This window comes from Pseudomonas algeriensis (assembly GCF_048847255.1).
Lineage (GTDB): Bacteria > Pseudomonadota > Gammaproteobacteria > Pseudomonadales > Pseudomonadaceae > Aquipseudomonas.
Genome location: NZ_JBKKRK010000004.1, coordinates 190,589 through 209,885, shown reverse-complemented (window position 1 = coordinate 209,885; position 19,297 = coordinate 190,589). Strand labels below are relative to the sequence as shown.

At 61.0% G+C, this 19,297-nt stretch carries 16 protein-coding genes, 2 pseudogenes and 1 riboswitch; of the genes and pseudogenes, 9 read left to right on the top strand and 9 right to left on the bottom strand.

From position 1 onward, the window contains the following. Positions 1-34 precede the first annotated feature (34 nt). From ACLK1G_RS08310 to ACLK1G_RS08300, 3 genes are all read left to right on the top strand, one after another. Entirely contained in the window at positions 35-1,795 is a 1,761-nt protein-coding gene (locus ACLK1G_RS08310) for a flavin monoamine oxidase family protein (RefSeq protein WP_420765001.1), read from the top strand. 1,042 nt (positions 1,796-2,837) lie between these two features. Then, positions 2,838-3,389 (top strand): cytochrome b, encoded by a 552-nt coding sequence (locus ACLK1G_RS08305; protein ID WP_420765000.1) that lies wholly within the window; start codon positions 2,838-2,840, stop codon positions 3,387-3,389. A gap of 32 nt (positions 3,390-3,421) precedes the next feature. After that, positions 3,422-4,003: a YceI family protein gene (locus ACLK1G_RS08300; RefSeq protein ID WP_420764999.1), complete on the top strand. Its 582-nt coding sequence runs from the start codon at positions 3,422-3,424 to the stop codon at positions 4,001-4,003. Between the two features lie 243 nt (positions 4,004-4,246). Here ACLK1G_RS08300 and rhlE2 read toward each other — a convergent pair whose 3' ends face one another. The 5 genes and pseudogenes from rhlE2 to ahcY form a co-directional block, all read right to left on the bottom strand. Beyond that, the gene (gene rhlE2, locus ACLK1G_RS08295; protein WP_420764998.1) at positions 4,247-6,136 is read right to left on the bottom strand and encodes an RNA helicase RhlE2; all 1,890 of its coding nucleotides are present in this window, start codon (positions 6,134-6,136) and stop codon (positions 4,247-4,249) included. Between the two features lie 233 nt (positions 6,137-6,369). Next, a pseudogene (locus ACLK1G_RS08290) lies at positions 6,370-7,178 on the bottom strand (substrate-binding periplasmic protein); the annotation flags it as partial. Between the two features lie 55 nt (positions 7,179-7,233). Then, positions 7,234-8,316 carry a hypothetical protein gene (locus ACLK1G_RS08285; RefSeq protein WP_420764997.1) on the bottom strand — a complete coding sequence of 361 codons (1,083 nt, stop codon included), beginning with the start codon at positions 8,314-8,316 and terminating at the stop codon, positions 7,234-7,236. Positions 8,317-8,396: 80 nt separating this feature from the next. Continuing rightward, positions 8,397-9,242: a methylenetetrahydrofolate reductase [NAD(P)H] gene (metF, locus tag ACLK1G_RS08280; RefSeq protein WP_420764996.1), complete on the bottom strand. Its 846-nt coding sequence runs from the start codon at positions 9,240-9,242 to the stop codon at positions 8,397-8,399. 180 nt (positions 9,243-9,422) lie between these two features. After that, on the bottom strand, positions 9,423-10,832 hold the full coding sequence (gene ahcY, locus ACLK1G_RS08275; RefSeq protein WP_420764995.1) for an adenosylhomocysteinase: 1,410 nt from the start codon (positions 10,830-10,832) through the stop codon (positions 9,423-9,425). Between the two features lie 23 nt (positions 10,833-10,855). Continuing rightward, a riboswitch (S-adenosyl-L-homocysteine riboswitch) is annotated at positions 10,856-10,962 on the bottom strand. 189 nt (positions 10,963-11,151) lie between these two features. Between ahcY and ACLK1G_RS08270 the strand changes: the two genes are divergently transcribed. Beyond that, positions 11,152-11,553, top strand: a complete 402-nt coding sequence (locus tag ACLK1G_RS08270) for an acyl-CoA thioesterase (protein WP_420764994.1) — start codon at positions 11,152-11,154, stop codon at positions 11,551-11,553. 91 nt (positions 11,554-11,644) lie between these two features. Then, on the top strand, positions 11,645-12,529 hold the full coding sequence (locus ACLK1G_RS08265) for a formate/nitrite transporter family protein (protein WP_420764993.1): 885 nt from the start codon (positions 11,645-11,647) through the stop codon (positions 12,527-12,529). Here the strand turns inward: ACLK1G_RS08265 and ACLK1G_RS08260 are convergent. Continuing rightward, positions 12,480-13,649, bottom strand: coding sequence for an MFS transporter (locus tag ACLK1G_RS08260; RefSeq protein ID WP_420764992.1), 1,170 nt, complete (start codon positions 13,647-13,649; stop codon positions 12,480-12,482). The two genes, ACLK1G_RS08265 and ACLK1G_RS08260, sit on opposite strands and share 50 nt — an antisense overlap. 190 nt (positions 13,650-13,839) lie before the next feature. On the opposite strand from ACLK1G_RS08260, the pseudogene ACLK1G_RS08255 reads away from it, so the two are divergent. Continuing rightward, positions 13,840-13,938: pseudogene (locus tag ACLK1G_RS08255) on the top strand (EamA family transporter); the annotation flags it as partial. 45 nt (positions 13,939-13,983) lie between these two features. Next, positions 13,984-14,367, top strand: coding sequence for an MAPEG family protein (locus tag ACLK1G_RS08250; protein ID WP_420764991.1), 384 nt, complete (start codon positions 13,984-13,986; stop codon positions 14,365-14,367). Positions 14,368-14,447: 80 nt separating this feature from the next. Here the strand turns inward: ACLK1G_RS08250 and mltA are convergent, their stop codons facing one another. Further along, positions 14,448-15,635 (bottom strand): murein transglycosylase A, encoded by a 1,188-nt coding sequence (mltA, locus tag ACLK1G_RS08245; RefSeq protein ID WP_420764990.1) that lies wholly within the window; start codon positions 15,633-15,635, stop codon positions 14,448-14,450. A 123-nt stretch (positions 15,636-15,758) separates the two neighbouring features. On the opposite strand from mltA, the gene ACLK1G_RS08240 reads away from it, so the two are divergent. Next, entirely contained in the window at positions 15,759-16,208 is a 450-nt protein-coding gene (locus ACLK1G_RS08240; protein WP_420764989.1) for a c-type cytochrome, read from the top strand. A 69-nt stretch (positions 16,209-16,277) separates the two neighbouring features. Here ACLK1G_RS08240 and ACLK1G_RS08235 read toward each other — a convergent pair whose 3' ends face one another. Then, positions 16,278-16,673: a DUF1090 domain-containing protein gene (locus ACLK1G_RS08235; RefSeq protein ID WP_420764988.1), complete on the bottom strand. Its 396-nt coding sequence runs from the start codon at positions 16,671-16,673 to the stop codon at positions 16,278-16,280. A 91-nt stretch (positions 16,674-16,764) separates the two neighbouring features. Continuing rightward, positions 16,765-18,438, bottom strand: a complete 1,674-nt coding sequence (ligB, locus tag ACLK1G_RS08230) for an NAD-dependent DNA ligase LigB (RefSeq protein ID WP_420764987.1) — start codon at positions 18,436-18,438, stop codon at positions 16,765-16,767. 207 nt (positions 18,439-18,645) lie between these two features. Here ligB and ACLK1G_RS08225 point away from each other — a divergent pair, with 207 nt between their 5' ends. Then, a complete protein-coding gene (locus ACLK1G_RS08225; RefSeq protein WP_420764986.1) occupies positions 18,646-19,266 on the top strand; it encodes a LysE family translocator in 621 nt (206 codons plus the stop codon). Positions 19,267-19,297: the final 31 nt, after the last annotated feature.

Sequence of the window (19,297 nt, the reverse complement as noted above, 5' to 3'; positions counted from 1 at the left end):
GAAAATTCTTACGCTTTGTTCCGGAGTTCGTTGAATGTCTGCTGGTTGGCTGCGCGCCTGTGCGCTGGTGATGATAGGGCTGTTCAGCGTTTCGGCGCTGGCCAAGGACAAGCAACCGACGGCCATCGTCATCGGCGGTGGATTGGCCGGGCTGACGGCGGCCTACGAATTGCAGAACAAAGGCTGGGCCGTGACGCTGCTGGAAGCCAAGCCGAGCCTGGGCGGTCGCTCGGGCATGGCCACCAGTGAGTGGATCGGCAACGAAAAGACCCAGCCGGTGCTGAACAAATACGTCTCCACCTTCAAGCTGAGCACCACGCCGGCGCCGGAATTCGTGCGCACCCCGAGTTACCTGATCGACGGTACTTATTTCACCGCCGCCGACCTGGCGACCAAGCAGCCCGCCACCGCCGAAGCGCTCAAGCGCTATGAAACCACCCTGGACGAGCTGGCGCGGTCCATCGACGATCCGCTGAACCCGACGGCCACCAACACGCTGCACGCCCTCGACCAGATCACCGTGTCCAACTGGCTCGACCGCTTGCAGCTGCCCGCTACCGCGCGGCAGTTGGTCAATCAGGAAATTCGCACGCGCTATGACGAGCCGTCCCGCCTGTCGCTGCTGTATTTCGCACAGCAGAACCGCGTCTATCGCGGCGTATCCGACCGTGACCTGCGCGCCTCGCGCCTGCTCGGTGGCAGCCCGGTATTGGCCCAAGCGTTCGTCAAGCAACTGAAAACCATCAAGACCGGCTCCCCGGTCTCGGCCATCTCCCAGGACAAGGACGGCGTCACCGTCAAGGTCGGCAGCGTGGGTTACCAGGCGGACTACGTCGTGCTCGCGGTGCCGCTGCGGGCGTTGAACAAGATCCAGCTGACCCCGGCCCTCGATGCCCAGCACCAGGGCGCGATCAAAGGCACCAATTACGGCTGGCGCGACCAGATCATGCTCAAGTTCAAGACCCCGGTCTGGGACAGCAAGGCGCGCATGTCGGGCGAGATCTACAGCAACGCCGGCCTGGGCATGATGTGGATCGAGCCGGCTTTGAAGGGCGGGGCGAATGTGGTCATCAACCTGTCCGGCGACAATGCCCGGGTGATGCAGGCTTTTGGCGACAAGCAGATGGTCGACCAAGTGCTGATCCGCCTGCATGCGTTTTATCCCCAAGCGCGCGGTGCGTTCACCGGTTATGAAATCCGTCGCTACAGCACCGACCCTTCCATGGGCGGCGCGTACCTGGCGTTTGGTCCGGGTCAGATCAGCAAATACTGGCGCCTGTGGGAAAAGCCTTTGCAGCGCGTAGCTTTTGCCGGTGAACACACCGACGCCATGTATCCAGGCACGTTGGAAGGCGCGCTGCGCAGTGGCCAACGTGCCGCCAGCCAGGTGCAAGACTTGGCCGCCGGCAAATCATTCGAACCAGCAAAAGTCGCCCCGGCCGCAGCAGCTGCCGCCGGAGCGGTGGCGGCGAAGAAGGGCAACTTCTTCACCAACCTGTTCGGTGGCTCGGATGACGACAAAAAGCCGGAACCGGTCAAGGCTCCCGAGCCGGTAGCGCCGCCTCCAGCGCCGGCACCGGCCCCCGTCCCAGCCCCTGCGCCGGTGGAGCCACCCGCGCCGGCGCCGGCGAAGACCGAGCCAGCCAAGAAAGCCACGGCCAAGCCAGCGGCGAAGAAGCCGGCGGCCAAGACCCCGGCTAAAAAGGCCCCGGCCAAGGCACCAGTGAAAAAGGCTGAGCCAGTGAAGAAACCCGCCGCCAAGCCGGCAGCGACTACTGAGATCAAGGCTCAGTAAGGTCAGGTGCAAAGAACGCTGCCGTTCTCTTAAGGCAATCAATAAACCCGTGGCGAGGGAGCTTGCTCCCGCTGGGCCGCGAAGCGGCCCCAGTCCTGCCGAATGCGAGCATCAGGCACACCGCACCCGCCGGTTTACAACTGCTTCGCAGCCGAGCGGGAGAAAGCTCCCTCGCCACGGGTGGATCATTACGCCGACGTCTTACAGGGCTAGACGAGATATCGGAAACTTCCCACCCTTTAATCGGAAGCAGGCGATATAGCGCACCAAGCCAAAAGTCTAGGCTCCTCGAAAAACAGGAGCGCGTATGAAAATACTAATGGCAATGGTCGTATCGGTTTCGCTGTACGGGTGTGTGTTTGGTGAATGTCGGGAACCCCTGATTATTCCGATGATTCCAGAACGGGACCCTCAGTTGGCGTACGAATGTACCTTTGATCCATACAAGCCTGAGTGCTCGGTTAATTGATAATTCAAAGCGTTAGACGCGTAGAACTGGAGCAATATATGAAACCGGAGGCGGCATTAATATTATTGATCATGCTCTTCGGCAGCGGCTGTACAGATGGCCGTATGATACTTAAAAAACACGATCCTCAATTGTCGTACAGATGCGACATGGATCCTTACAGGCGTGAGTGCGTCAACAGATAACTCTAGAGAGGCGGTAGCGAAAACGACCAAGTTTTAAATTTCCACGTCCTCAAATAAAATTTTGACCCGCTTTGGCTTGGACATCCGTCCCGGGACGAAGCCACGGAAGAATATCGATACGAGCGCTTCCCCGGGGCTTGAGGAGACAGGGAATATCACCCAGCACGGCCTTTCGTGGAGCGAGCCTGCTCATGATGAGCCCCTTCCACCTTGCGGGATCCATGCCCGCTTCCCCTCTCCACCACGCAACGCATCCGCTTTAATCTTTCCTTAACCCACCCTCTGCAGACTGATCATCGTATTTCTCGATATTTCAAAGCGAAATTTTCCGCTTTAAATCGATAGATAAGTCGCTAGTCTTGATCGCAGTTTTTACAGGATATGAGCAATGCAGCTTCGCAACTCCTCTTCTCGTTATGGCTGGGTCAGCATCGTTTCCCATTGGGCCGTTGCCTTGGCGGTGTATGGGCTGTTTGCGCTGGGCTTGTGGATGGTCGGTCTGGACTACTACAGCACCTGGCGCAAAGACGCGCCGGAGCTGCACAAGAGTATCGGCCTGGTGCTGTTGGCGGTGATGGTGTTGCGGGTGCTCTGGCGTTTTGTCAGCCCGCCGCCACCGACCCTGGAAACCTATGGCCGTCTTACCCGCGTCGGCGCCAAGATCGGTCATAGTGCCCTGTATCTCGGGCTGTTCGTCGTGATGATTGCCGGTTACCTGATTTCCACCGCAGACGGTGTCGGAATTTCGGTGTTTGGTCTGTTTGAAGTACCCGCGCTGGTGTCCGGACTGCCCGATCAGGCAGACGTCGCCGGCCAGATCCACTTTTACCTGGCATGGGCGTTGGTAATTTTTTCCGGCCTTCATGCGTTGGCAGCATTGAAACACCACTTTATCGACCGTGACGCGACCCTCAAGCGCATGCTGGGGCGCCAAGCCTGATGTTCAACCTCGACTCCAAAGGAATAGAAAGCATGTTGAAAAAGACGCTCGCCGCCCTGGCAATCGGTTCTGCCCTGCTGTCCGCCGGCCAGGCCATGGCCGCAGACTACGTGGTCGACAAGGAAGGCCAGCATGCCTTCGTTGATTTCAAGATCAGCCACCTGGGCTATAGCTTCATCACCGGTACCTTCAAGGATATTGACGGCAAGTTCAGCTTCGACGCCGCCAAGCCTGAAGACAGCAAGATCGAGTTCAACGTCAACACCGCCAGCGTGTTCACCAACCACGCCGAGCGCGACAAACACATCGCCAGCGCTGACTTCCTGAACGCCAGCAAATTCGGCAAGGCCACGTTCGTGTCCACCAGCGTCAAGTCCACCGGCGAAAACACCGCCGACGTGACCGGTGACCTGACGCTGATGGGCGTGACCAAGCCGGTTGTGGTCAAGGCGACCTTCCTGGGCGAAGGCAAAGACCCATGGGGTGGCTACCGTGCCGGCTTCGAAGGCACTACCACCATCAAGCGTTCCGACTTCGGCAAGCAGAAAGACCTGGGTCCGAAATCCGACGCGGTCGAGTTGTATGTCTCGTTTGAAGGCGTCAAGGCGAAGTAACGTTCGCCCCTGACGAAAAACGCCCCTGGTCTTGCGGCCAGGGGCGTTTTTTATTGCTCTGGATTTCGCCGATACAAAGGATGCTGGGGGGAGCGAGCTTGCTCGCGATAGCGGTGCTTCAGCCAACATCAATGTGGCAGGCCTGCCGCCATCGCGAGCAAGCTCGCTCCCACAGCTGGAAGAGTTCACAAAAAAATGCCCCGGGTCGTGAGACCCGGGGCATTTTTCATGGCTTGGAGAAACTCAGCGATTGCGTGTCAGCAAGGCCGGTTTTTCGCCCCGCGGACGGCTTGGCAATTGGTCCAGCTGCTCAGGCGTCGGGAAACGATCGGTTTTCGATTCCTTGTGGATGATTTTCGGCTGGTTGCCTCGCGGGTTCTGCACGGCGGGTTCCTGGCGAGGCTGGTCGTCACCACGGGCCTGGCGGCGAGGTCGGGAGTCTTCGCGCCGGGCCTGGCCGTCACGTGGGGCGCCGCTGCGCGGGCCGTTGCGCTTGGCCGGCGGGGTGCCGGTGGAAGAACCGTTGCTGTTGCGCGGGCCGTTCTGGCGACCTTGTGACTGGCCACCGCGCGGTGCGCCCGAACCTGCGCCTTGTGCCGGGGCGCCAGGACGGCGACCGCGACCCTGGGCCGGTTTCTGCTGTGGCACGTAGTCGACACGGTTACCGAAGTTATCGATATCGTCGTCGAGGAACTCGTCCGGGGCGCGATCGGTCGGGCCGCGATCGGCCGGGCCGCGATCGGCTGCGGCGCGAGGGGCAGGGCGCTGCTGTTCGCGGGCCGGCGTACCTTCGCGTGGTTTCTGCTCGCGGGCCGGGCGCTCGCCGCGACCGTTGCTGGCCGATTTGTCCTTGCCCTTGTCCTTGCCTTTGTCCTTGCGACCGCCGCCACTGCCATTCGGGCCGTCGCCCCGCGGGCCACGTGGGTTGCGCGGGTTGCGCACATCCGGACGCTCGCGCACTTCAGGCTTTTCGGCCTCGATCGTGCTGGCATCGAAGCCCATCAGGTCGCCGTCGGGGATTTTCTGCTTGGTCATGCGCTCAATGCTCTTGAGCAGTTTTTCTTCGTCCGGCGCGACCAGGGAAATCGCTTCGCCCGAACGACCGGCCCGGCCGGTACGGCCGATACGGTGCACGTAGTCTTCATCGACGTTCGGCAGTTCGAAGTTGACCACATGGGGCAACTGGTCGATATCCAGGCCACGGGCGGCGATGTCGGTGGCGACCAGGATGCGCACTTCGCCGGCCTTGAAGTCAGCCAGGGCCTTGGTGCGAGCGTTCTGGCTCTTGTTGCCATGGATCGCCACGGCCGGCAGGCCATGTTTGTCGAGGTATTCAGCCAGGCGGTTGGCGCCGTGCTTGGTGCGGGTGAACACCAGGACCTGTTCCCAGGCGCCTGTGGTGATCAAATGCGCCAGCAGGGCACGCTTGTGGCTGGCCGGCAGGCGGAATACGCGCTGTTCGATGCGCTCGACCGTGGTGTTCGGCGGCGTGACTTCGATGCGTTCCGGGTTGTGCAACAGCTTGCCGGCCAGGTCGGTGATGTCCTTGGAGAAGGTCGCCGAGAACAACAGGTTCTGGCGCTTGGCCGGCAGGCGTGCCAGCACTTTCTTCACGTCATGGACAAAACCCATGTCGAGCATGCGGTCGGCTTCGTCCAGCACGAGGATTTCCACGTGGGACAGATCGACGCTGCCCTGGCCGGCGAGGTCCAGCAGGCGACCGGGGCAGGCCACCAGCACGTCGACGCCGCGCGCCATGGCCTGGACCTGCGGGTTCATGCCGACACCGCCAAAAATGCAGGCACTGACAAATTTCAGGTCGCGCGCATAGATCTTGAAGCTCTCGTGCACCTGGGCGGCCAGTTCGCGGGTCGGGGTCAAGACCAGGACGCGCGGTTGGCGCGGGCCGTGACGCTGGGATTTGTCTGGGTGACCGTTAGGGAACAGCCGCTCCAGGATCGGAAGGGCGAAACCGCCGGTCTTGCCAGTACCTGTCTGTGCGGCGACCATCAGGTCGCGACCTTGCAACACGGCGGGGATGGCCCGCTGTTGCACCGGGGTAGGCTGGGTGTAGCCGGCGGCTTCGATGGCGCCGACTAAAGCCTCGGAGAGACCGAGGGAAGCAAAGGACATGAGTAATCCTGTTTTTAGTGAGGGCCTGGCCCAATGGGATAGTCTTGCCTGGCGCGAATGCGGTCGATTGGAGACCTCATCCCGTCCGGTCCCGCCGGGTCTGGAAGACACGTCCGGACAGGGCTCGCGCGGGCTGGAAGCTGCGCTGTAGCGGTGTCGGGATGCCTTTTGCAAGACCGGGCGTCCGGGCGTGAGCCTGGCGGGAAGGCCGGAGTATAACAGAGCAATCGCCCTGCGCTGCTTTCCTGCTGCTCAACGGTGCATTTCAGCGTGACACCGCGTTGTGCCCAGCCGCCTTGGCCGTCGGAGCAGCGCCATAACGAGCACTCAACTCGGCATAGGCCGGTTCATGCTTGAAACGCTTGAGCTCGGCGCCGAAGCGTTGCACGAGCAAGTCCATGCCCGCCTTGCGTCGTACCGCCAGGTATTGGCTCTGGCGGCTCACCACGGTGGGATTCTCTGTGATCTGGTTGTCCAGTTGAAGCGCCTTGACTGCGTGTCGCCCTACACGACGGTCGGTGATGAGCAGGTCGATGCGGCCCAGCTGTAACTTGCCGAAGTTGGCTTCGTGGGTCGGAGCCGCTTCCCGTTTGAATCGGCTCGATTCTCTGAACGCCTGGCTATACAGATAACCGGGCGACGTGCCGACGGTCAGCCCGTCCAGGTCGTCGAGCGTGCGAAAAGGGTGGGGGCGGGCGTTGGCGTAGAACATGACGAATTCCACCTCCGACAGCGGTTCGCTGGGGTATAGCAGAAGGGCATCGCGCTCGTCGCTGTGGAATATGTCGAGCGCGCCGTCCGCCAAACCTTGCTCCAGCATGGCCAGGCAGCGCTTCCACGGCAGCAGTTGCCATTCCACATCGATGCCCAGGCGTTTGAACACAATGGCCGTGGTTTCATAGTCCAGGCCAAGGGTCTTGCCGTTTTCCTCGTAGACATAAGGTGCCCAGGGTTCGGTGACAATGCGCAACTTCTCGGCCTGGGCGGCAACGCTCAGGCACGAGAGAAGGAGGGCTGTCAGCAACGGGAGGATTACGGGCATGACCGGAGGTTACGACGAGAACTCATCAAATAGCTAGAGCGCTCTAGCACGTGGCTCAGTTGCTCTTTGTCTGCATCAGGTGTCGATAGATGGCTTCTCGGCGTTTACCCAGTACCAGGCGAATCACGGGATGGCTGAGCCAATGTTTGAGCTCATGGTCTTCCAAAGGCTTCTTCAACCGGTGTTCGACGTTCTCCAGGGCCTTTTCCCACCAGACCGGGCCGCACGCCTGGTCGAATGGATTGGTATGGCGATAGCAGCCGTACAGGATCTCGCGCATGAACTGACGTTTGTGACCGGGCAACGCCACGGTAATGAATTTGTAGGCCAGGCGCTGGAAGGTAGGTGGGCGCGGTAGTATGGCAGTGACTTGCCGCGTTTCATCCAGGGCATGTTGGCCCACGGGGGCTGCGCGGTGTTTGTCATACCAGGCCTTGGTCTTGGCCCGAAACAGCTGCTTGCGGCTCCAGTAGTGGTGGATCAGGTCTGGACATTCACGCACCTTGACCTTGCGATAGGCCGCCACCGAGAGGCAGAACTCTTCCAGGGTATAGGCTCCTTGGGCTAACGGATAAAATTCGTCCATCAGCGCAATGGAGTGATCGAGGATTGCCGCATCGACTGCATACAGGCCAATCACGCCGGAATTGAGTAGCGGCATGTTGTCGTCGGCCAGTTCTCGTTGAGCCAAGGGCTGGGCGAGGGTCAGGTAAAGCCCGGCATCCTTGTTGGCGCCATAGTTCATGCCGACGGCATTGCACAACAGTGTGCCCGGCTCGATCCGCTTGAACAGCTCGATCGGCGAGCAATGGAAGAAGGTGTCCGTGTCGATCAGCAATGCCAGTTCGCTTTCCTCGAGCACCTTCCGCATGACCACGTGCTTGGCGCGGAAATGATAGCCGTGGGGAGCGATCCACCCTTGGCGCGTTTCGTTGTCCAAGTGGCGCACTCGAACGGGCAAATCCACGTACGGCGCGGCATTGTCGGTGAACACTTGGATGTCCAATGCCTCATCGGGTGTCTCCCGCAGGCCCGCCAAGGCGCTGGCGATACTGAACACCGCTTCCTGGTGATAGGTCTCGGCCCCATAGACCAGATAGATAAGTTGTGGGGTCGTCGACCTTTGACCATTCGGCATCGAGTTGCTCCTGATGTCCTTTTTTAAAGAAAAAGGCCCTGGTTTTTGCCAGGGCCCTTTTGTACCACTGCATTAAGTCATTAACGCGGCAGTTTGAGATTGTTCCATACCGCGAGGCTAGGCTCGGCCTGGTTCAGGGTATAGAAATGCAGCCCCGGTGCGCCGCCTTGTAACAAACGCTCACACATTTGCGTGATGACCTCTTCGCCGAAGCGCTGGATGCTGGCGGTGTCGTCACCATAGGCTTCCAGCTGCTTGCGGATCCAGCGCGGGATTTCCGCGCCGCAGGCGTCCGAGAAACGCGCCAGCTTGCTGTAGTTGGTGATTGGCATGATTCCCGGAACCACAGGAATGTCCACACCCATCTGGCGAACACGTTCGACAAAGTAGAAATAGCTGTCGGCATTGAAGAAATACTGGGTGATCGCGCTGTTGGCGCCGGCGTTGGCCTTGCGCACGAAGTTGTGCAGGTCATCCTCAAAATTGCGCGCCTGCGGGTGCATCTCCGGATAAGCGGCGATTTCGATGTGGAAGTGCTCGCCGGTTTCCTCGCGAATGAATTCAACCAGTTCATTGGCGTGGCGCAGCTCTCCGCTGGCCATGCCCATGCCCGACGGAAGGTCGCCGCGCAGGGCAACGATGCGCTTGATGCCGGCTGCCTTGTATTGGGTCAGCAGGCTGCGCAGGTCGTCCTTGCTGTCGCCCACGCAAGAAAGGTGTGGCGCGGCGGGGACTTTGACTTCGCTTTCGAGCTGCAACACGGTGTTCATCGTGCGGTCGCGGGTCGAACCGCCAGCGCCGTAGGTGCAGGAGAAAAAATCAGGGTTGTAGCTTGCCAGCTGGCGGGCAGTGGCGATCAGCTTTTCATGCCCAGCATCGGTCTTCGTCGGGAAGAATTCGAAGCTGTAGCGACGGTCTTGGGACATGGTCATATCCTTGGAAACTCGTGGGCCGTGAGGCTTGCAGAGCCCTGTGGAGGCGGGCCAGTGTGGGAGCGAGCCTGCTCGCGATGCAGGCACCTCGATCGGACTGTCAGACCGAGGCGACGTCGATCGCGAGCTGGCTCGCTCCTACAAAAGTGCATCCCCCCGGAAGGGGGGCGCCGATCAGTAACGGTAAGCGTGCGGCTTGAACGGGCCTTCGACGGTGACGCCGATGTAGTCAGCCTGTTGCTTGGTCAGCTTGGTGACCACGCCGCCGAAACCGCGGACCATTTCCAGGGCCACTTCTTCGTCGAGTTTTTTCGGCAGTACTTCCACGGTCAGGCGCTCGGCTTTCTGGGCCGGTGGCAGGTCGGCGTATTTCTGGCCGAACAGGAAGATCTGGGCCAGGACCTGGTTGGCGAACGAGCCATCCATGATGCGGCTTGGGTGGCCGGTGGCGTTGCCCAGGTTGACCAGGCGGCCTTCGGCCAGCAGGATCAGATAGTCATCGTTCTGCGGATCGAAGCTGCCAGTGCCGGTGCGGTGAACCTTGTGGACCTGTGGCTTCACTTCTTCCCATGCCCAGTTCTTGCGCATGAAAGCGGTGTCGATCTCATTGTCGAAGTGGCCGATGTTGCAGACCACGGCGCGCTTCTTCAAAGCCTTGAGCATGTTGGCGTCGCAGACATTGACGTTGCCGGTGGTGGTGACGATCAGGTCGATCTTGCCCAGCAGGGCTTTGTCGATGCTGGCTTCGGTGCCGTCGTTGATCCCGTCGATGAACGGCGAAACCAGTTCGAAGCCGTCCATGCAGGCTTGCATGGCGCAGATTGGGTCGACTTCGGACACCTTGACGATCATGCCTTCCTGACGCAGGGACTGGGCCGAGCCCTTGCCCACGTCACCGTAGCCGATCACCAGGGCCTGCTTGCCGGACAGCAAGTGGTCGGTGCCGCGCTTGATGGCGTCGTTGAGGCTGTGGCGGCAGCCGTACTTGTTGTCGTTCTTGCTCTTGGTCACCGAGTCGTTGACGTTGATGGCCGGGATTTTCAGCTCGCCCTTGGCCAGCATGTCCAGCAGGCGGTGTACGCCAGTGGTGGTTTCTTCGGTCACGCCATGGACCTTGTCCAGCACGGCCGGGTACTTCTTGTGCAGCAGCTCGGTCAGGTCGCCACCGTCGTCAAGAATCATGTTGGTGTCCCATGGCTGGCCATCCTTGAGGATGGTCTGCTCCAGGCACCACTCGTACTCTTGCTCGGTCTCGCCTTTCCAGGCGAAGACCGGGATGCCGGCAGCGGCAATGGCGGCGGCAGCCTGGTCCTGGGTCGAGAAGATGTTGCAGGAGGACCAGCGCACTTCGGCACCCAGTGCAACCAGGGTCTCGATCAGCACGGCGGTCTGGATGGTCATATGGATGCAGCCGAGGATCTTCGCGCCCTTCAATGGCTGTTCGCCAGAGTATTTGCGACGCAGGCCCATCAGGGCTGGCATTTCGGATTCGGCGATGATGATTTCGCGACGGCCCCAGTCAGCCAGGGACATGTCGGCGACTTTGTAGTCGGTAAAAGCAGCAGGCGTGATAACAGCGCTCATCAAGAGCCTCCATTCGTAATGTATGCGAATGGGCGCCGTTGTGCGTTTAGTGCCTGTGCGGGGAGCCCCGTACAAGCAACGCCCCATCCGAGCCTGACAGGTCGAGCCTGCTGCAGCGCCCCTCGGACAGGTGGCGGGACCGGACCAAAGGGTGGGCCGGGTAAAGCGGGGCGATTATAACGGGCTAAGCGGATCTTCCAAAGGGTTTCTGTCGGCAAATCAAAATTGCCGATGATTGTTATAGGCGCCGCGGCGTAGAGCGGACCTGCACGGTCTGCCATGATGCGGGCATTCATCGGCCAGACGTCCAGGAGTGATCATGAATTTCCACACCCGCAAATGGGTCAAGCCCGAAGACCTCAATCCCAATGGCACGCTGTTCGGTGGCAGCCTGTTGCGCTGGATCGACGAAGAGGCGGCCATCTATGCCATCGTCCAGCTGGGCAACCAGCGCGTGGTCACCAAGTACATCTCCGAAATCAATTTTGTCAGCGCTTCGCGCCAGGGCGACATCATCGAACTGGGTATCACCGCCACGGAGTTTGGTCGTACCTCCATCACCCTCACCTGCGAAGTGCGCAACAAGATCACCCGCAAAAGCATCCTGACGGTGGAAAAAATGGTCTTCGTCAATCTTGGCGAAGACGGCTTGCCCGCCCCCCATGGCCGGACCGAGATCAAGTACGTCAAGGATCAATTCCAGGACGATGCCATCGAATAGGATGGCGATATGCCTCTCATTTGCGGGCACCACTGAACAGCTCCGTACGCCGCGTGTCGTAGCTACATCACGCCACCGGTTCAGGAGCTGTATGGACACTCATAAAGACGGCAAGACCCCTGATCTCTCGGCAGAGGAGCAGCACGAAGTCGACCGCAACCAGCCGCCTCGCGCCGCGGTGTTGCATGAAATCATCCGCACCCAGGGTGACCAGGAATTGGAGCGCAGCGTGGCGGCGCTGTGGTGGTCGGCCCTTGCGGCCGGGTTGACCATGGGGCTGTCGCTGATGGCGATGGGGCTGCTCAACTCGCGGTTGCCGGATCATGAAGGTTTCAAGGTGATCGCCAGCCTCGGCTATTGCGCGGGCTTCCTGGCGGTGATCCTCGCGCGCCAGCAATTGTTTACCGAAAATACCCTGACCGCTGTGCTGCCGATCATGAGCAAGCCGACACTGGGCAACTTCGGCCGGTTGTTCCGGCTATGGAGCGTGGTGCTGGTGGGCAACCTCTGCGGCACGCTGCTGGTGGCCTACGTGATGCTGCATCTACCGATTTTCGACCAGCGCACCGACCTGGCCTTTCTCGATATCGGTCGCAAGGTCATGGAGAACGACACGGGCCAGATGTTCGCCAAGGGCATCATTTCCGGCTGGATGATCGCCACCATGGTCTGGATGATCCCGTCCATGGAAAGCGCCAAGATGTGGATCATCGTGCTGATCACTTACCTCATGGCGCTTGGGGATTTCACCCACATCGTCGTCGGCTCGGCCGAGGTGTCTTACCTGGTGTTTGCCGGCCAGCTGTCGTGGGAGGACTTCTGGATGGTGTTCGCCGCACCGACGTTGGCGGGGAACATTATTGGCGGCAGTTTCATCTTCGCGCTGATCAGCCACGCCCAAGTGCGCAGCGAGACCAATGCGCCCCTCAGTCGGCAAGGCCTGCCACGGCGCCCAAGCGACGCTGCCGAAAAATAAAGTAAAGCGCGGCCAGTACGGTCAGCCCGCCAACCAGGGCGCCGGTCCACGGCAGATCCGCAAGGTCGGCCCCGCTGGCGACGACCAGGCCGCCGATCCACGCGCCGGCGGCATTGCCGAGGTTGAACGCGCTCTGGTTCAGGGTCGAGCCGAGGTTCGGGGCCTCATGGGCCTGGTCAATGATCAGCAGTTGCAGGATCGGACAAAGGGCGAAGGCAAAGACGCCCCACAGCACCAGGGTAATCGCCGCCGGGATCACCGATCGGCTGGTCTGGCTGAAGGCGGCGAGCACCAGCACCACGGCCAGCGCCATGCCCACCAGGGATGGCAGCAAGCGCCGGTCGGCCAGGCGTCCACCGAGGAAACTGCCCGCCGTCAGGCCGACCCCGAATAGCAACAGCATGACGGTGACACCGTGAGGGCTGACGCCGGTGATGTCCTGCAGGATCGGCGCGATGTAGGTGAATACGCTGAACAGGCTGGTGGAGGCCAGCACGCTCATGCCCAGGGCCAACAACACGTTGGCCTTGCCCAATACCTTGAACTCGCTGGCGAGGTTGGCCTTGTCCATCGGGATTTCCTTGGGCAGCCAGACCCACTGGGCGATGACCGCGATCACACCGATCACCGACACAGCCCAGAACGTCGACCGCCAGCCGGCATATTGGCCCAAGGCCGTACCCAGCGGCACGCCCAGGACATTCGCCAAGGTCAGGCCGGTGAACATCATCGCGATCGCCTGGGCTCGTTTGTTCGGCGCCACCAACCCGGCCGCCACCACCGAGCCAATACCAAAAAACGCCCCGTGGCATAACGCGGTGATGACCCGGGCGGCCATGAGGGTGGTGTAGTTCGGCGCCAGGGCGCAGAGCACGTTGCCCAGAATGAACATCAGGGTCATGCCCAGCAGCGTGGCCTTGCGCGGCATGTTCGCGGTGCCGATCGCCAGGATCGGCGCGCCGAACACAACCCCCAGGGCATAACCGGTAATCAGCAACCCGGCGTGAGGAATACTCACGGCCAGGTCTCGGGCGACGTCGGGCAGCAAGCCCATGATGACGAATTCGGTCGTGCCGATGCCAAAAGCGGCAACGGCCAAAGCAAGCAAGGCGAGTGGCATGCGCAAGGTCTCTGTCTGTAGTCTTGACGCTCGGATCAGGCATACGCATGCCGACGCCTTGGTTCGGACGAACGAGGCGGCGGCAGAATTATTGGAATTGGTCTATGCGCAACTGAGTGCGGCGTGGTCGAGTGCAGTATAAACGGCTGCTAACGGATCGCGAGTCTATTCTGCAGGCGTAATGGAGCGCGTGTTCTTAGGCATGCACTGCCTGAAAGAACCTTTCGGCTGGCAGCGACTCTTAGCCTGCGGGCTGGTGCAGGTTGGCATGCTGGTGATGAAATCCTGAGATGCGTGCCTTCGAATCTCTAAAACTAAAAAAGGAAAATGCGGTATGACGGTTGCCCTGTGGTGTGTTTTGATCGCTTTTCTCCTGCCTTACCTGTGTATCGGCATCGCCAAGGCAGGCGGGAAATATAGGCTGCAAGATAACCACGATCCCCGGGACTTTCTCGACTCACTCGAAGGTGCTCCCCGGCGCGCCTACGCCGCGCAACTGAACAGTTTCGAAATCGCTCCGTTCTTTGCCGCCGCCGTGATCGTTGCGCACCTGGCCGGCAATGCCGAACTGGTGACCATCAACGTCCTGGCTGTGTTGTTCATCACCAGCCGCCTGCTCTACATCATTTGCTATTTGGCCGACTGGGCAGTCTTGCGTTCGCTGGTATGGTTCGTGGGGGTAGGGTTGGTGGCGAGTTTCTTCTTCGTTTCGGCTTGAACCCGGCTTTGGCGTTTCGGTGTTTTTGCCGGCCTCTCGCGAGCAAGCTCGCGATGGGGCCGGGACAATAAACACGTCCTTCAAGGATTGGCGCTGACCGCATTCGCCACCTGCGGCACCTGAGGCAACGCCATCCCCTTGGGCCACAGCATCCAGATCTGGCCTTGTTGCTTCATATCTCCCGCCAATTGCCCGGCGGCGTCGCCCGTGCCCCAGAACAGGTCCGCACGCACTTCGCCGGTAATCGCACCTCCCGTGTCCTGTGCTGCAACGGGGCGGTTCAAAGCGCTGCCGTCGGGTCGAGTCGTGGACAGCCACAACAGACTGCCCAAGGGAATTACCTTGCGGTCCACGGCCACGCTGTAGCCCGCGGTCAAAGGGACGTTCAGCGAGCCTCGCGGGCCTTCATTGCTGTCGGGGTTGCGGTTGAAGAATACGTAGCTCGGATTGCTGGCCAGCAATTCGGGAATACGGTTCGGGTGGGCCTTGGCCCAGGCACTGATGGTGCCCATGGTCACGTCTTCTTTTTTCAGCTCGCCTTGCTCAACCAGCCAGCGGCCAATGGGGCGATACGGGTGGCCGTTCTGGTCGGCATAACCGATGCGCAGTTGGCGGCCATCATCGAGACGGATGCGCCCCGACCCCTGGATTTGCAGGAATTGCAGGTTCATCGGGTCTGTCAGCCAGGCGATGACAGGCGCCTTCACCCCGCTGTTCTCGATGGTGGCGGCGTCGTCATACGGCTTGAGCACCCGGCCTTCGAGACGGCCGCGCAGGCGTTTGCCCTTGAGCTCGGGATAAATGCTGTCCAGCGACACAATGATCATGTCCTCCGGTACACCGTAGACTGGCACGTTGGCGGTGGCAGTCTGGGTGAGGCTGCCGGGATAGACCGGTTCGTAGTAGCCGGTAATCAGGCCGTTGGGGCTGTTGTCCCCCGAACGCAGACCATAGACATCCAGGGTCTGCTTGAGGAAGTTGCGAACATCCTGTGGGGTCTGCGGCACGTTCACCGCTGCCGCGCAGGTTGGGCCCCAGCTCGCGTCCGCCTTGAGCCGGACGCACGCGCTGCGCCAGGAGCCGAAGCCGGCCAGCAGGTCCTCATCGGACACCGGCGGCAACGCTTCCCAAGGTGCGTTGACGTAAGTGGCAAGGGCGTGGGTCTTGGGTTCTTCGACCTTTTCGCCGCGATTGCAGCCGGCCAGCAGCACGATCAACGGCAGTGTCAGCGCCAGGTTCTTGTGCCATGACTTGAAGCGGCTATTCATGAAGGTTTCCTTTGCAATCGTCGGGTGCCTTAGCGCACTCGACAACCCGTATTGTTGATAGGGCCATTGGTCTTTTCTGGCGACCCGGGGATACTAACGGCCGTTTCCTGTCCCGAGGCAAAGATGTTTGTAAGACGATTTTCCATGGCTGTGCTGGCCTGCCTGATGTTATCCGGCTGCGGTGGCGTCGATCCCAACTCTCCCCTGGGCCAGCGCAAGGCGATTTTCAAACAGATGCTCAAGACCAGTGAAGAACTGGGTGGCATGCTGCGCGGCCGAGTTCCGTTCGACGGCGTGCGTTTTGCCGACGGCGCGGTAAAGCTGGACCAACTGTCTCACGAACCTTGGAAGCACTTCCCGCCGGTTCGTGAAGAAGACCACACCAGCGCCACGGATGAGGTTTGGCAAAAGCAGGCGCGCTTTCAGGAACTGGCCCGCAATCTTGAGGCGGCCACCGGTGAATTGGTGACGGCCAGCAAGGTCCAGCCTTACAGGGCCAGCAACCTGGGGCCGGCGGTGCAGAAAGTCGAAGATGCGTGCAGTGCCTGCCATAAAGAGTTTCGTAATCACTGATCGTGAAGCAGCGGGCGGTTTCAAAGCATGGAGCTTTGAGCTTGCCGCTTGAAACTTGCAGCTTGCCGCTTATTTATCCAACTCATCCACCGCTTCCTGCAATTCCTTGCGGGAAGCCGCCAGTTTGTCTTTACGCTTGTTGATTCGCTCCGCGTCGCCTTTCTTCATGGCTTTTTCCAGGTCGGCCTGGCGACGACTCACCTCGTGCTTGGCCTCGAGGACCTTGTTTTCCCGCTCCTTGCGCAAGGATGCGTCCGTGCAATGAGTGGTCACTTCGTTCAGCGCTGTTTCGAGCCCGGCTTGCTGGGCCGAATTGCCTCGGGACTTGGCCAGTTCGATCTGGTTGATGATGCCCTGGCGCTTTGCCGCGCACCCGGTCAGCTCCGGGGGTTGCTCAGTTGCCATCAAAGGCGAAGCCATGGCACCGCACAGGGCGAGCAGGGCAACGGGGGACAGGAAATTCATAGCAACTCCGTATAAAGACTCTCGGGCGGTCGGTGTAGATGCGCTGTTGGAACGCATGTCCGCCCCTTGGGTTCAACCGCGCCGGGTCGAATCAGAAACCGTCGACGCCAGCGGTGTGTAGTGTTTCTCTCAAGGCCAGCACCTGCGGGTCGCGAAAAAAAGCGCTCAGTTGCGCGGCGCGTCCCGGCCCGATACCGGCTTCGGCTTGCCATTGTTCAATGCTGCGCCCAGCCAGCGCCTGCCACGATCCGTCCAGCTTGGCCTCAGCAGTGGGCGGCAGGCCAAGGGCCTTGAGCCATTGCCGAAAAGGCTGCTGCCGTGCGCTGTGCAGGCTGGCCAGCAGGCGGGCGCTGCTGCGCTCGCCGAAACCGGCAATGTTAGCAAGCTCCGTGGCATCGAGGGTCAACCAATCCAGTAATCCGTCGAGTCGACCCGCGGCCAGCAGCTTTTCCCAGGTGCCGGGGCCGACATGGGGCAGGCCGAGCCCATGTTTGCCACTGAGCCAGTTCAAGCGCGCAAGGAACTGGCTTTCGCAACCGGGCGTCGGCTGCCAACAACTCAGGAAATGGTAGTTGGCGGCGATCGGTACCTCGAGGTCCGGGCGCTCGACGCTGCGCAGTACAACGCTGTCGAGCCGTGGAATGGTCAACCCGGCCAGGCTGATGGCCACCTGGTCGCCGGGGCGGATGTCCATCTGCTCCCAACGCTTGAGCGAGCTGACGCTTACCCGCTGGATCTGGCGATCATCGAGCGTCACGGGCTCAAGCTCCAGCACGGGTGTGATGCGCCCGGTACGGCCGATCTTGAAACGCACCTTGCGTACCTGCGCCAGGGCCTGGGCGTACGGGTACTTCCAGGCCACGCTCCAGAACGGCGCCCGGGCCTGCCAGCGGTCGGCCGGTGGGCGGTGGCTCTGGCGCAGCACGATTCCATCGCTGGCAAATGGCAGGGGCGTGCGATACCAGTGGTTGCGCCAGTGTTCGGCATCGGCCAATGCCTCGACAGGCTGGCTGTAGCCGGTCGTATCGGCAAAGCCCAGCTCGTTCAGCGCGGCGATCCGTTCGGGCAGGGTCGCCGGGCCCTCGGGCCAGTCCCAAACAAACAGGCCGATTCCTGATGCCTGGCCGGGAGGCAGGTCTTTGCGGGCCATCAACCCGGCCACCGCCGATCGGGCATTGAGTCCGCCACGAGTGGCTTGTACATGATCGTCGAGCCGCCAATACAACTCGCCCTGAACGAGCAGGTCCGTGGGTTGACGCAACTGGCGTGGAATGGCCTCGATCTTGTGGGCGTTCGAAGTCCAGTCGTGCCCGTGGTTGCCATCGCCGCGGCTGATTGCCTGTTGCAGGCGCCCACCGTGATAGATAAGGGTCACCGCGACACCATCGACCTTTGGCTGGACCCAGACGTCCGATCGCCCTTCAAGCCAGTTCCCCACGGCTTTGGCATCCTGGAGTTTATCCAGGCCCGTATGAGCGACAGGGTGCGGTACTTTTCCGCCCGCCGTTCGCAAGGACGAGGCTAGGGGGGCTAGGCCCTGGCAGCGGCGCCATTGCTCCAGCTGCATACGGGACTGGTCGTACAGCTCGTCGGCCACCAGGGCGCGGCCGAGGCGATGATAGGCATCGTCCCAGGCGTCGACCTGTCGCTGGAGGATGTCGACCTGCGCCTGGGCGCGCTCCTTGGGCCAATCGGGGCACGGCGCAGCAATGGCCGGGGCCACGAGTGATAGATAACAGGCGAAGACGCGCAATAACGGCAGCATCGAAGCATCCTTGCTAAATGAGGTACTCGAAGACTAGCCGCTGCCGTGAAAGGCGCGGGGCCTGGAGCGTTACGGGGTTTTACGAAGAAATGAAGGCGAATCGCCGACGGTACAGTCCGGGTCGATCTGGCTGCGCAACTGTCCCTTGAACCCGTCGGTGGCCAGTGCAGAATGGGCGCTCGATCCGATCTGCCAGGAGTGCAAACGATGGACCTGACGACGCTCGCTGTCTTCATCCCTGCCTGCTTCGCGCTGAACATGGCGCCGGGCCCGAACAACCTGCTATCGATCAGTAACGCCTCGCGTTATGGGTTCGTCCGAGCGTGCAGCGGCGGAGTGGGTCGATTGGTGGCCTTTGCCATCATGATTGCCCTGGCGGCGGTGGGGCTGACGGCTGTGTTGCACACCTCGGAATTGTTGTTCCTGAGCATCAAGCTTGTCGGCGCCGGCTATCTTTTTTACCTCGCCGTGCAGTTATGGCGCGCGCAGCCTGACGCCGGCAGCGAGGTGGCGACCAAGTCGATGAGCATGGCCAGCCTGGCGCGCCAGGAATTTCTGGTGGCAATCGGCAATCCCAAGGCGATTCTTTTATTTACCGCTTTCCTGCCGCAGTTCGTTGATCGTGCTGGCACTGTCACTCAGCAGTTCGCCGTATTGGGCGGGCTGTTCCTCGCCCTGGAATGCGTGGCGATCGGCTTGTATTGCTACATGGGCATTTATGCGCGGCGATTGTTTGCCCGGCCTAGCGGCAAGCGCTTGTTCAACCGGATGTGTGCGGCGTTGCTGGCGAGTGCTGCTTCGTTCTTGCTGGTGGCGCGGCGGACGTAGCAATACCCCTTTGTCAAAACGCAAAAAAAGC